This is a genomic window from Bacillus sp. NEAU-Y102 (assembly GCF_054788175.1).
On record NZ_JBTWFK010000007.1, the window covers coordinates 34,324 to 46,974 of the forward strand.

Below are 12,651 nucleotides of genomic sequence, written 5' to 3' on the forward strand. Positions count from 1 at the left end.
TCTTTATGTGATAAGAGGCGCACAGACAAAGGATTTATAGGGATATATAATTGGGTTAGATAAATTAGGAGGTTGTTCTGATGCCTACATTAGATAAAATAGGAAGTTGGACAAGACAAGGGGCTATAGATAAGCTTAGGTGGACTGTTGAAGAAAAGCATAGACTGACAGATGAAGAATTTTTGCTTAATGTAGATAGGTATTGGTTATACGTAAATGGGTTTGAAACACCACTACATTACCTGTGGGATGATGATGTGTACGGAATGCTTAACGATGTATATCCGAACAGGTTTATGCCTTGGGAGTATAGGATAGCACCTAGCGGGATTTGGACAAAGGAAATGGCTATTCTTGCTGTGCAGTGGACAGTAAGAGAAAAACGTAAAATGACAAGGGAACAAGTACTTAAGATAGATGATGATTGGGTAAAGGATAATAAGCTAAGCACACCGTTCGGGAAGATATGGAATCGTAGTGTTCGTTCTATGCTTAACGATGTATATCCGGGAGAATTTAAGCCTTGGGAGTTTGGTAAAGTACCTGCAGGATACTGGACAGAAGATACAGCAATTGAGGCAGTAAAATGGACTCTGGAGAGGTGCGAGCTGCAGGATTCGGATATACCAGAGCTGGATATTGACTGGGTAAGGGATAACAAGTTAGGTACACCATTCGACCGAATATGGAAGAGGAGTTTCCACGCAATGATTAATGGTGTATATCCGGGCAGGTTTAAGCCTTGGGAGTTCAGACGAGTACCTACTGGTTATTGGACAGAAGAAAACGCTGTAAAGTACCTACGTTGGCTAGTGTTAGACGAAAATAAGTATACAAAAGAGCAATTTCTAGAGGTTTGTAGTTTGAAATGGTTACGAGATACGAAGTTAGGGAGAAAGTCTGAAATGCTATATACAGACGGTGTTGATGACGTGGTGAAGTTAGTGTTTCCTGAGTGGGCAAACAACTGATTAGGTCGTATCGAAAGAGTAGGAAGTTAGAAAGGGAGGTATGTATATATGCCTTCCTTTTTTGTTATGAAGATTTTTTGATAACAATCTTGGGAAGTTGATTTAAAAACTAATGTATACTTTCGTATAGAGGGGTGTTTGAATGGTTAAGGAATTAATGAGCAGGATTGGGAAGACTCTGATTGTGGGAGTACTTCTATCCCTTCTGATAAGTTGTGGACTTACATACCAGACAACAAAAGAGGTTCATAAACAACTCGATAAGGTAGGTGCAGCTGCATGGGCTGATAAGCAGTACAGAACATATAGTGATGCATTGCATGAGGGTAGGTCAGATGTTTTGATGGCTACGGATAACGGACTGGCGTACAAAACCAAGATGTTAGGGTCTAATCGGTATTGGGCGTTTGATTCCAAGTGGCTTGACGGAAAAGATATGAAGATAGAAGAGGTAAAAGAGTATATAGAATCACATAAAGGTATGATGTTTGCAAGGACTTTCGTTATTTCCGATAAGACGATAGCAGGAGCTTTTCTGTTTATTTTCTTAGGGTTCTGCGGGATATATTTATTGCGGATGGTCGGTAACGCATCTATAACGTTTTATGTGAATGATAACATGAAACGGTCGAATCCGGTGCAGACGATGTCCTCAGAGGAAATCAGAGAGAAAAAGAATACAGCCTTAATCGGGATTAACAACCTGCTCTATATACGACTTAAAACAGGGTTGGAGTTTCCAATAGTTACAGGGATGTACGCATTTATTATTGGGTACACAGGATTAATACATAAGTTAGATATGAACATGTTTATGGTACTGGCGGGAATTTATCTAATACTTGTAACAGTCGTAGTCATTCTAGGGTTAAGGGACGTTGTGAGAGATATAAAGATAGAGTATATAAAGGATAAAAATAAATAAGGGGGAGTTCGATGTTAACAACAAAGGAGAAGAAAAAAGCGGTTCATATGTACCGAGTTGATATGAAGAAGCAGGAGGCTATTGCAAGAGAACTTAAGGTGCAGCTGTATGAAGTTTCTCGTGGAATTGAGGAGTATGAGGAAGATAATGAAATTCGTGAGAATAAGCAGGCAACTACAGGTGACGTTATCGAGTTTATCTATAACGATGGTTACGCCAGTGGGGTTGTTGTGAAGGAGTATGTAAATTCGGTCTTGGTTCGTTTTATCGATATGGAAATTGAGCCGGACAATCGAGTTGAAATGACGGTAGTAAACCATAAAAACTACCGTGTGGTTAACGTAAATAAGATTATATAGGTCGGGGGTTTCATTTGTGTTAAGTACAGAAAAATTACGATTGAATGCATTACATAGATTTGGAAAGGTGTATGTAGGTAAAATAAACCCTACTGGGCAGTTCATCGGAGAGGAAGATGTGACGGAAGAGTTTAAGCGTTGCGTAGTCCTTAACTGTCAGGGGACAGTAGAGTTTGTAGTGGACGGGGTTAAATATCAAGTATCTTGTAAACGAGTGGACGATAAAAAGTAATAAAGATAATAGGTAGTAAAGACAAAGAGAGGCAGAGTCCTCTCTTTTTTATTTGACTAAATAAGGGAAAGACAACGTACTCGGATTGTAGCTATATAAGGTAGATACTTACAACAAGCGAGGGATAGACATGGTAACAAAACGGGAACGTGTAGAAAAGAATATTACATATTGCCGAGTACAAATTGAGAGGTTCTTAGAGAGACATTACAGACTTACATTTCGGGGAGAGGTGTTTGCGAACAAGAAATTATATAGGGAGAAACGGTATGCGAAGACTTCATTTTTAGGGCAAGGGAAAATCGAGGTTGATTTAGATTATCGCATGTTAATGGAAGGTAAGAAAGAAGATATGTTATATGCAGCTCTGCGAGAGGCAGTTCGGATTGCATTGTGGTATCAAGGACGGGATGGTCGTGAGGAATCTGTGGAGTTCAGTGAAGAGCTTAAGAAACATGGGTTGCCTGTGTATGGGGGCTTATCTGAGTCTGGGTTGGAGCTGCATACGTATGTTTGTAGCGAGTGTGAAAAGATTTGGGCGTTAAAGGAGAAGAAACTCCCACCTACAAAAGACCCTTCGCAAATACCGAGGATGGTTACAGGTTGTTGTAAAGCTCCGTTCGAGTATACGGGTAAAGTGTTGTACAGCAACGAGCAGCTGCAGAAAATACGCGAACATGCAAAAAAGTAGGAGGAATGCTAAATGAAACTGAGTCGTGAGATGACAGGACAGAGGGGGTTTACGTTTGCGGATAAATTACATTTAAAAGCAAGGTTAGCAATCTTAAAGTCTGGGTTAATGAGTGGAGTTAAGAGTAAAACACATGTGGACGTATTCTACAGAATTAAGTTAGTTAGGGTACTAGAGGGAAGTTATAACTCTATTATTTTAGAATTCCTATTTCAGAGTGGAAGTAGGGTTCGTGTGTTGCTGTGTAATGGCTGCAGCGATAACGATAAGAGGTTGTTTTCTATGAACTACGGTGTGAGACCGGATAGGATACTGGATTTATCTACGTATAAAACGTGGAAAGATGTGAAGATGGTTATTCAAGCAAGACTTATAGAGTCAGAGGATGCACGTGGGAATGTGAACTTTTATCGGACAATGGTAGAAAGATAGGTGGTATTGTGGCAAATGCAAGGAGCCAAATGTCGGCTAGAGAGAAGAAATTAGAGGATGATAGACAACAGGAAAGGGTTTTGAGAAAGGTCGAGGAACGTCAAAAAGAGGTACAGGACGTAATTACCAAAAGACGGGGTAAGCGTAGACCAATAGCTGACATCCACCAGAGAGATAAGGCTGAGAAGTATGGAAAACAAGTACCAGGATATGGGGTTAGTGATAAAGGTAGTAGTACCTCACGTTTTCGAAGCGACTTGGATGTCCATAAAGGAAACCCACTCGAGAGACTCAATAATGGGACGAATCCAGATAATGAAGATGTAGCGGATTTCAATGATGGTTTGGGAGCGAAGGAGCGGGCTAGCGGCGACATAGGTACAGGTTATGGGAATGGTGAAACCCGTGAAGTGGGTGATGCCGGGTTTTATGCCGAGGGAAGTGACCAAGAGGAAGTCGAAGAGTTGGCTCGAGAGGAAGAAAAGAAGAAACGTAAACTTCAAATAAAGAAAAAGAAGAGTCAGAAAAGAAAATTTTGGTTTTTTGTAGCAGGTAATTTAGGTTTAGGTGGGTTTATTCTGGCGATGCTCCTTACATTAGGGATTGCAATTATTGTATTAGGTGGGGTCGTAGCCATTATTGCTTCTGAGGAAGGTGGAGCAAAGACGGAGCAGGTTGCCGATGGGGGTGGCGAGCCAACGGGCGGTGGTTCTGGTGAACAACCAAAGGTAGAAAATCCGGGTTCTGCAAGCTCTGAGGGATTCTCTAACCCACTTTCGGGTACGCCGAAGGTTACAAGTCCATACGGACCCCGTAACTTGATGGGGGCAAGCTTCCATAAGGGTACAGACTTTGCATGTAAAAAAGGGGAAACACCAATCCTAGCAGCTAAAAAAGGTAAAATTGGTTGGGCTAAATTTGGTGCATCAGGTTCTGGATTTGGAGGTTACGGTAACGTGGTAGTTATTGAGCATGAGGGCGGGTTATGGACGCTTTATGGTCATATGACATCGTTAAATGTGCAAGAGGGACAACAAGTCGAGGCAGGTACGCAACTTGGTATTTGCGGGGCTACTGGGCAGGTGACGGGACCCCATTTACATTTTGAAGTGAAGACAGCATTTAAGTTCGGACAAGTTGACCCAACTAAATATTTACCGAAGTAAGGAGAGGGTTTTGTGACAAAGAAAGATATGATACTAATCGGGCTTATTGCAGGGTTAGTGCTAACCAATATCGGGACGTTTGTAAGTAAACATAGCGATGCAACATATGCGGATAGAGAAAAAATGGAGTTAACGAAGAAGATAGATTCATTAACTAAAAACAATGCCGAGCTAGAGCGTAAAGTAAGTGCGTTAAAGGAGAATACAAAAGACAAGGGGCAGGATGCTGCTAAGTTGTTTGTGAGCTTACTCGCACAAAGCGACAGTAAGGGTGATAGCAAAGATAAGGTAAACAAACTACGTGGGATGGTTACAGGAGCTGCTGAGCAAAAGCTCACGGGGTCTGGTGAGGATACACATGGTCACGACGAGGAAGGAAAGCATAGAAAAACAAGTGCTGAAATTCAAGATGTATATTACACAAAGACGGCTGATGATAAAGCAGATGTAATTATCAAGTATACGTTTGTTATTGATATAGACGGGACAATACAAAAAGAATCACATGTAATGAAGATGAATATGGTAGTTAAGGATACCAAGTGGTTAGTGGAGAACTTTGACTTTAGGGTGTCGGAAGGAATCGAGGGGTTTTAACTCTCGGTTCTTTTTTGCGTGATAAGGATGGGGCAAAGTAAATGAGGATGTTTCGGTATACTTAAGGTAATAAAAATAACTGAGGGGTGACGAGAGGTCATGTGTCATGAAGGAGTAAAATTGGAGAGAAAACTGTTTGCAGAGATGCTGCTGCAACCTTTACATAAACTAGATTCATATACGTACGGGGAGATTGAATTTTTTGATGCAAATTTAGATGAGTTTGGGTCTTCTTGTTATGCTGAGGGTATTCCTTGGACGGTGTTTAAGAAAAGATATGGTATCGGTATGCAGGATGTAGAAAAGATTCGTAAGGATAAGAACTATATAGCGGCTAGAATGGAGTATGCGGCGAATCGATTAATGAATTACCCAAAAGAAAAGTTAAAAGCGGAAACAAGTTTAGCGACGGACGTGATTGGGGTAAATTTAGATATAGCGGACAGACTTTTAAAGAAGGGTTACACATGCCGACAGGTTTGTATTGCACTAGGGGTTATGTACCCAAACCGTCATGTAAATCGAATTCGCGGAATGGTAAAGCGTTTATATAAAAACGGGGAAGATGTGGCGAGTAAAGCTACGTGGATTATGTACTTACTTCGCAGGGGTGTACAGTTAAGTGATATTGTGAGTGAGAATGAGGATGTATTTCCTGATGTAACGGAGTGTAGAAGGGTTTTAGCTAAAGCAGGGTTTACAAAAGCTAGAGTCAATTGGTTGTTAAACGGTACTGATGGGTGGTCTAACGGTAGGATTGCAGTGTAACAGCTTGAATTGTGGCTGAAATAAGAGTAGTATAAAGGTATCCATTAAGTTCACCTTCTTTCCTTAAGGGAAGGATAGTTATTTTCTATGAACCATCTTAAGCTTGCCGGCAGATGGGGCAGTAAAAGACTCTCAGTACATCCGTATTGGGGGTCTTTTTTCTATGAGTTGATAACAATCTGCCATTTTTTATGTGAAAAGTAAGGTAAACTCTGAAATAGATAAAACAAGAAATCGATAAAAGAAACGGCAGTAAGTCGGGTTAATGGGGGAATAAATCATGGAGAATGTAAAATATGTAAACCAACTATCAATGGGGGTTATTTTGAGAGACTGTTTAACGCCAAACTGGGAGCCAATGCTTGGGGAATTTAGAACAGTAGAAGGTATTGAAGTGTCGTCTACTAAGGATGGCGTAGTGGCTGTGTTTAACACGAAGGATTGGGGTACAGCTGACAGAGTAACGAACTATATCGAAACTGGGGAGCAGGACAAGGCGCTGCTGTTCCGAATTACAAAGGTTAATGGTAAGAAGGAGCTTACGGTAGGGTCTACGGTTAGAAAGGCTGAGAATTTGTATAATGGGCTTCTAAAACAGGTGCATGAACGTTTAACATTGGAGCTTATTGAAGAAATGGATAGTGTACAGGTGACAGGTGAGAGCATCTTGGTAGGGTTGCTATTAATCTCTAGACAAGTCCGAGCATGTTAGGTAATAATCTGTATAGATGTATGTAATGATATTTGAATGAGGTGTATCTATTGGATTTTAACAACATGATGATTTGCCTGTTTATAGGGGCAATTATTGTATGCGTAATTAATGTAATGGCTAGGGATAAGGCAATTGCAAGGAGTGTATTTATCACATTATTGTTTGCGGGAGTGTTTTGGTTTACCAAAAAGCACTTGCTCGTTCTGTTTCCTGTCTGGGTGCAAACACTTAGAGGTTGGCTGAGTTAGGGAGGAGGTTTATTTATGTGTAAGAAATGGGTAGAACGGTTGGTTACAGTAATGTTAGTAATGATTGGGGCTTTGTTAGGTTCATATGTGATGGCTACGATGGGAATCTCGGGTGCGAGTACATTAATGAGGGTTCTTATAGTTGGGTTAATAGGTATGATGCCAATTGTAGTCACTCTTTCCATTACGCACACGTTAACTGAGTATTTCCGTAATAAGAAGATGATAAAGGGTAAGTGAGGTGAGTTTATGTGACTAAACGAATAAAAGAAAACTGGAAAGGTTATGTAGAGTGTTTGGTGGTTAGTGCTATCATATGTGCGGTTTTTGGGGGTATTATATATGTTTGTGTATTAGTAGGTAAAGAGGTAAACGAAAGTATGGAAAAGAAAGAGGCTACAAGTAGGTGGGCAGCTTCTGAGGTACATAAAGCAGATACTAAATCCTACGAAGTTAAGAAGTATAGTGATTTGGAGCATGTTGGAATGTCCCTAGTAGATACGAATCTGGATGGGTCAGTTAGATTCCCATTTGTGGGGTCTTGGGATACATTGGAAGGGATAGGTAATGAAGATGTGTATGAGACGAACGTACAGTATGTGGATGCGGGCGGGCAGTTACATACAGCAGACCAAAAGGTGTATGTCGTGTACTCAGATGAGGTAACCAAACCAGAATTACGGGTTAAAGTATTGGGAAAAGATACACAGGTGGAGTCACTAGATATAGAAGTAAACCCGACATTGTACATACCGAATAAACAGTAAGGTAGGCGATAATCGCCTACCTTTTTTATGTCGAGACAAGTGTATAATAAAAGGATAAGAGATATAGGAAGGGGAGAATGGGTTATGTCAGATTCGTCTAAATACAATATTACTACTTGGTTTGGGTTAGTGGTTATTGTTGCTATAAATGTATTGGGCTATATTACTCTTCTAGATAAAGATGGGGGCGTTAAGTCGTTGGCATTACTTACGACTGTATGTCTCGCTGCTATTGGTGTTATATTTTGGATAGATAGAGGGAGTATTGCCTACATGACAAGGTCACTTGTGCGTAAAGATAAGCGAATAAGACGTAAATTGTTGCCACATGTCTCGGACTTTGAGACGAAGAGGTACAAGGTGTATGCGTTTAGGTATGTAGGTCATCAGGCTACATTTGAGAATACTATGGACTACCGTGATTTCGACTATGTATATGAAGATGATGATTTGCATGGAGGACTCGATTTTTACGGAGTTATGGTTGGGTATATAGATGAGAACGGAGAAGAAAAAGCTACCGTTCAGCCAGTGATTGTTAAGGGGTCAATTGATTTAAATGAACCAGTGTTGGAGGTAAAAGTGGTAAGAAAAGACTTACAAAATATAGGAGTGCGTGAGGAAATAAACCCAGAGTTAATAGTAACGGTAGACTGGTTAAAAGGTATAGGACTTAAACGAAATATGGTTATTGCAGATGAATAAACAACAGGTGTGAAATGGGGTGGACGATTAGATTCGTTCACCTTTTCTGTTATTCGGAGGTAGTCGAAACTAACTAGACAGGGTATATGGTAGCGAGAGGATGGAATCTATGGGTTACGATAGAAAAATGAACATATGGTTTGGAATTGGGTTAATTGTTGCGATTCTAAGCATTACAGCGTTCGGTTATTGGTTATATGAGAGTAGGGTTAAAATGAACGAGGATGCGCAGTGGATAACGGAGAGAATGAATACATATCCGACAATAACCTACAGCGTAAAGAGTTATGATGAATTTAAAAAAGCCGGATACCCTATGTTTTTTAGTGAAGATGGTGAGGGTGGAGTTAAATACTTGTTTGTTGTACCTAAGGACGCTAAGGGGCAGGACAATCCTGCAAGTGTATATAAAGTGAGAGTGCAGTATACGGATGAGCAGGGGAACTTACATGAAATCAATCAGCCAGTTACAGTAAGGTATACAAACGATATAAATAAACCAGTACTAAAAACAACAAAGTTAATCGATACAAGGGAATTTTGGAGAATGAGCAGGGAGATTAATCCTGTCCTATATTTACCGAATGCGTAAGGTGGATGATAATCATCTACCTTTTTTGCTGTCCAAAAGAGTTTAAAATAAGGGAAGGATAATAAAGGTAAGAGGTGAAGTGTGTGGAGATAAAGAAGAAAGAGGTCACTACGAAGAGAGATTGGTTTAGCCTTGCCTTTGCGATTGTAATATCGGTGATTATAGCGAGCATAGTTATTGCTTGTGGAGTGGCTTTGGTAGGGTGGTGTGTGAATGTGGCGAATGCAGTGTCTGAGGGTGAGAAACAAAAAGAGGTTATAACGAAGAATGCCGATGCCTATCCTGAGTACGTGTATGAAGTAAAGGATTATAAGATAGTGAAGATGACTGAGGATGTAAGTAAGTCTAAAGAAGGTAAAGGATTTGATATATTTACGAAAGATAAGGAAGGGCTGCACGCTGCTCAGGTTAGTTATGTTGGTACAGATGGTAGATTGTACGGCATGGAGCAGGCAGTGTTTATAAAGTACGCTGTGGGGGTCACAAGCCCCGAATTACATGTGAAGAGGGTTAGTACTAAAGGAGCTTACAAAGGGTTAGAGATAAACCCTACGTTGTACTTACCAAATAAGAAAAGTAGTGAGTAAGGTAGATGATATAAGTCTACCTTTTTGATTTATTAGCTTATGTTAATATAAAAGTATAAATTGCAGGAGGGGTAAATATGAAAGATAAGATTAAACGTACGGTATATGTAGTGAAAAATTATCATAGTCTTTCGGTTGACGAGAGAGTGACATACGCGAACATGCTTGTAATGTCGTGTTTGCTGTTATCTATGTTCGTTTTTGGTACTGTTTCTGTTTGGGGGAATTATGATTATGCGAATTACAGGGTGTGGGTAGGTATGGGAATTTTTATACTCACACCTTTTATTTGGTCAGGGTTTACAGTTAAGGGGATTTTACATACGATTTTGGCGGGGAGTATATACACTACCTATATGTTAGGTCTGAATGCGTTTGTAAACGGAGGGTTACCGGAAGGGTTACATCTATGGGATATTCCATTTACGCTTATAGGAGGTTCAGCATCGGCGGTTATAACCATAGTACTTGCTAACTCTCTTGAGAAATATGCAAACAAGGCATAGAGAATTATTAAAAAAGGTAGATGATATGAGTCTACCTTTTTTATTTGGTTAGACACGGTAAACTAGTAAATAAGCAAGGAGGGTATATATGGAAGATGGGGTAAAGAAAAGTAAGACGAAATACAAGAATTATCTAATATTCTGGGGTAGTTTTATCGGTATGATTCTTTTGTTTTCTTTTGGAGTTTATACATTAGTAGAGGAAAGTAAAGAAGTCAGGTTGGTAGAAAAGAAGTTAAATCTGTACCCGAAGGTGTCGTTTGAAGTTGAGGATTATAAACTAATAAAAAGTACGACAATCATTCGTGATAATATGTACAAAGGGTATGATAAGGTTAAGTTTGTTACAGGTAACTATGATAATCTAACAGACGTATACATCGCTAAGGTTACATATGTAGATGAGGAGAATTTAAGGTATACAATTGAGCAGCCTGTAAAAGTAAAGTATGTAGAGGACGGAAGAAGACCCAAGTTACAAGCGGTTAAAGTTACGGATAAGCTAGATAGTATAGGGAACTATGTAAATCCAGTTTTATACGTAGAAAAGAGTTAGGAGTGGTCTTTGATGGAAGGTAATAAATGGACAGTTATGGATAAGGTACAGATTGTGACTATGATAGTTGGTGTTACGGCAATGTTGGCGTTAGCATTTTCCGTATATACGGACAGTAGGAGAGTAGATTGGGTACGGAACAATGTGAAGATGAAAGCATTTCCAGTAGATACCTATGAGGTAGTTTCGTATGAGCCTATAACACGTAAAGAGGCTATTTCGATGTCCTCAGTTAAGGGTATAGATACGTATAAAGTAATAGTAGAGGACAATACGCTCGTACAGTACTATAAAGTTACGTATCGAGGGGAAGACGGCAAGGAAAAGGAGCTTGCGCAGGAAATGGCGGTTGTGTTCACAAATAAAAACGCGAATAGGTTAGAGATATCAAAGGTTAGCGGCGGGGAGTCTGTTGGGGTAAAAGATATGAAAATAAACCCTACCTTGTATATAAGTCCAAGAGGTAACTAGGGTGTAAGGATAAAAGAATAGAAATTGGTTTATTTCAGAAGAGCAGGGGTTAGATATCTGCTCTTTTTCGATATACTAAAAAGTAAGTAGTATAAATACAAAAAGAAGGGATGATGGAGATGAGTTTCTTAGGTAACCAGAAGGTGACAATGATTTCTGAAGCAGGTTTCACACAGCTTATTCAACGATGCTTAGCAAATAAAGGGGTTGTAGACCACGAGGGGACGTTTACGTGGAAGGATATGTTTATCACGATTCCTGATGTACCAGATGCGGATATCATGGCAGTTTACAAGGATTACGATTGGGAAGGCGATGACTGGTTACTGAACCAAAATGAAACAAGTAATACGGATAGTGCGTTATTGTTCCGAATTACGAGGTTTCAAGATAAGTCCGAGTTACTGCTAGGAACAACGAAGAGAGTAACGGATAACCTGTACGAAGAGGCAAAAGGTTGGTTACGTGAGCAACTTACGTTAGATATGCTAGAAGGGTACACAAAGGTTACGGTTACAAAAGACCCGGTAGAGGTGGACGGATTAATTGTTCGTAAAAACTGAGGGATATAGACAGTTCTGTATATCGACATATTCAGTATAGTATAGGGAATATTGTGGTAATCTTGTTGACTTTTGGAGGGGTTAGATGTATTATAGTTGTAGGGTACATATGTTCGTATCCCTCACAATCTAGACCCTAACAAACCCCGTTATATTGGGACTATTCTTTATCTCACAATTACCTTTTATCTAGGCGTGTATGCCAAAGGACTCATGTTTATGAGTCCTTTTTTTCTTGATGTGATATAGGTGAGGTGAGGGGTGAAACAAGGGTTTCCTCCGATATGTTGTAGTCTTTGTGAAGACAGTAGAGATACGAATAGACAACCATGACTAATGCGAGGAGGGTTTTTAGGTGAGTGTAGAGATAGAAAGATTACATAACTTACATAAGCTAGCAATTAAAGAGGAAAGACGTTTGCTGCAGCTCGGTGTTGTATTCCGAATGGTTAGGGATAAAGGGTACTTTGAGTTGCGAACGAACGACTATGTGTATTTTGTACATCCAAATCAAATTGATATCGGGAGTATTAAAGGTGGTACTGTCGAGACAATATATAAAAAGAAGTTCTTCGGTAGCATACTTACGGGAATTGAGAAGGGGTTTGTTTCTTATACATTCCGTGGGAGCGCTGAGGGTAAAAGGATTCATGATGAACTTAGGAAGTTAGTGGTGCTTGGGTTTGATTTAAGGAAAATCCATTAATCTGTTGATAACAAACGCAGAGTAAAGAGATAAATAAGTAGGTAAGATAGGGGAGTAAACAAAGTCCGTGATAGGTTGGGCAGAGAAAGGTGGT

At 39.9% G+C, this 12,651-nt stretch carries 20 protein-coding genes; all 20 read left to right on the top strand.

Annotated elements, in window-relative coordinates:
• Window positions 1-80: 80 nt before the first annotated feature.
• Entirely contained in the window at window positions 81-971 is an 891-nt protein-coding gene (locus tag ACYFX0_RS18245; protein ID WP_460271158.1) for a hypothetical protein, read from the top strand.
• Window positions 972-1,113: 142 nt separating this feature from the next.
• Window positions 1,114-1,896, top strand: coding sequence for a hypothetical protein (locus ACYFX0_RS18250; protein ID WP_460271160.1), 783 nt, complete (start codon window positions 1,114-1,116; stop codon window positions 1,894-1,896).
• 11 nt (window positions 1,897-1,907) lie between these two features.
• Window positions 1,908-2,255 carry a DUF2187 family protein gene (locus ACYFX0_RS18255; protein ID WP_460271162.1) on the top strand — a complete coding sequence of 116 codons (348 nt, stop codon included), beginning with the start codon at window positions 1,908-1,910 and terminating at the stop codon, window positions 2,253-2,255.
• 16 nt (window positions 2,256-2,271) lie between these two features.
• Entirely contained in the window at window positions 2,272-2,487 is a 216-nt protein-coding gene (locus tag ACYFX0_RS18260) for a hypothetical protein (RefSeq protein ID WP_221660185.1), read from the top strand.
• A 130-nt stretch (window positions 2,488-2,617) separates the two neighbouring features.
• On the top strand, window positions 2,618-3,178 hold the full coding sequence (locus ACYFX0_RS18265) for a hypothetical protein (protein WP_460271164.1): 561 nt from the start codon (window positions 2,618-2,620) through the stop codon (window positions 3,176-3,178).
• Window positions 3,179-3,190: 12 nt separating this feature from the next.
• Window positions 3,191-3,610, top strand: a complete 420-nt coding sequence (locus ACYFX0_RS18270) for a hypothetical protein (RefSeq protein WP_460271166.1) — start codon at window positions 3,191-3,193, stop codon at window positions 3,608-3,610.
• An 8-nt stretch (window positions 3,611-3,618) separates the two neighbouring features.
• Complete coding sequence (locus ACYFX0_RS18275; protein ID WP_460271168.1) at window positions 3,619-4,776, top strand: M23 family metallopeptidase; 1,158 nt, start codon at window positions 3,619-3,621, stop codon at window positions 4,774-4,776.
• A gap of 12 nt (window positions 4,777-4,788) precedes the next feature.
• A complete protein-coding gene (locus ACYFX0_RS18280; protein WP_460271170.1) occupies window positions 4,789-5,373 on the top strand; it encodes a hypothetical protein in 585 nt (194 codons plus the stop codon).
• 120 nt (window positions 5,374-5,493) lie between these two features.
• Window positions 5,494-6,141 (top strand): hypothetical protein, encoded by a 648-nt coding sequence (locus ACYFX0_RS18285; protein WP_460271172.1) that lies wholly within the window; start codon window positions 5,494-5,496, stop codon window positions 6,139-6,141.
• Between the two features lie 280 nt (window positions 6,142-6,421).
• Window positions 6,422-6,853 (top strand): hypothetical protein, encoded by a 432-nt coding sequence (locus tag ACYFX0_RS18290; protein WP_460271173.1) that lies wholly within the window; start codon window positions 6,422-6,424, stop codon window positions 6,851-6,853.
• Window positions 6,854-7,119: 266 nt separating this feature from the next.
• Entirely contained in the window at window positions 7,120-7,344 is a 225-nt protein-coding gene (locus ACYFX0_RS18295) for a hypothetical protein (RefSeq protein WP_460271175.1), read from the top strand.
• A gap of 11 nt (window positions 7,345-7,355) precedes the next feature.
• The gene (locus ACYFX0_RS18300; protein ID WP_460271177.1) at window positions 7,356-7,871 is read left to right on the top strand and encodes a hypothetical protein; all 516 of its coding nucleotides are present in this window, start codon (window positions 7,356-7,358) and stop codon (window positions 7,869-7,871) included.
• 84 nt (window positions 7,872-7,955) lie between these two features.
• Window positions 7,956-8,576, top strand: a complete 621-nt coding sequence (locus tag ACYFX0_RS18305; RefSeq protein WP_460271179.1) for a hypothetical protein — start codon at window positions 7,956-7,958, stop codon at window positions 8,574-8,576.
• A gap of 109 nt (window positions 8,577-8,685) precedes the next feature.
• Window positions 8,686-9,168 (top strand): hypothetical protein, encoded by a 483-nt coding sequence (locus ACYFX0_RS18310; RefSeq protein WP_460271180.1) that lies wholly within the window; start codon window positions 8,686-8,688, stop codon window positions 9,166-9,168.
• A 215-nt stretch (window positions 9,169-9,383) separates the two neighbouring features.
• Entirely contained in the window at window positions 9,384-9,755 is a 372-nt protein-coding gene (locus ACYFX0_RS18315) for a hypothetical protein (protein WP_460271182.1), read from the top strand.
• A 77-nt stretch (window positions 9,756-9,832) separates the two neighbouring features.
• Entirely contained in the window at window positions 9,833-10,261 is a 429-nt protein-coding gene (locus ACYFX0_RS18320) for a hypothetical protein (protein WP_460271183.1), read from the top strand.
• An 88-nt stretch (window positions 10,262-10,349) separates the two neighbouring features.
• Window positions 10,350-10,817: a hypothetical protein gene (locus ACYFX0_RS18325; RefSeq protein WP_460271185.1), complete on the top strand. Its 468-nt coding sequence runs from the start codon at window positions 10,350-10,352 to the stop codon at window positions 10,815-10,817.
• A 12-nt stretch (window positions 10,818-10,829) separates the two neighbouring features.
• Entirely contained in the window at window positions 10,830-11,288 is a 459-nt protein-coding gene (locus ACYFX0_RS18330) for a hypothetical protein (RefSeq protein WP_460271186.1), read from the top strand.
• Between the two features lie 119 nt (window positions 11,289-11,407).
• On the top strand, window positions 11,408-11,851 hold the full coding sequence (locus ACYFX0_RS18335; protein WP_460271188.1) for a hypothetical protein: 444 nt from the start codon (window positions 11,408-11,410) through the stop codon (window positions 11,849-11,851).
• Between the two features lie 355 nt (window positions 11,852-12,206).
• Window positions 12,207-12,557, top strand: a complete 351-nt coding sequence (locus tag ACYFX0_RS18340; protein WP_460271189.1) for a hypothetical protein — start codon at window positions 12,207-12,209, stop codon at window positions 12,555-12,557.
• Window positions 12,558-12,651 lie beyond the last annotated feature (94 nt).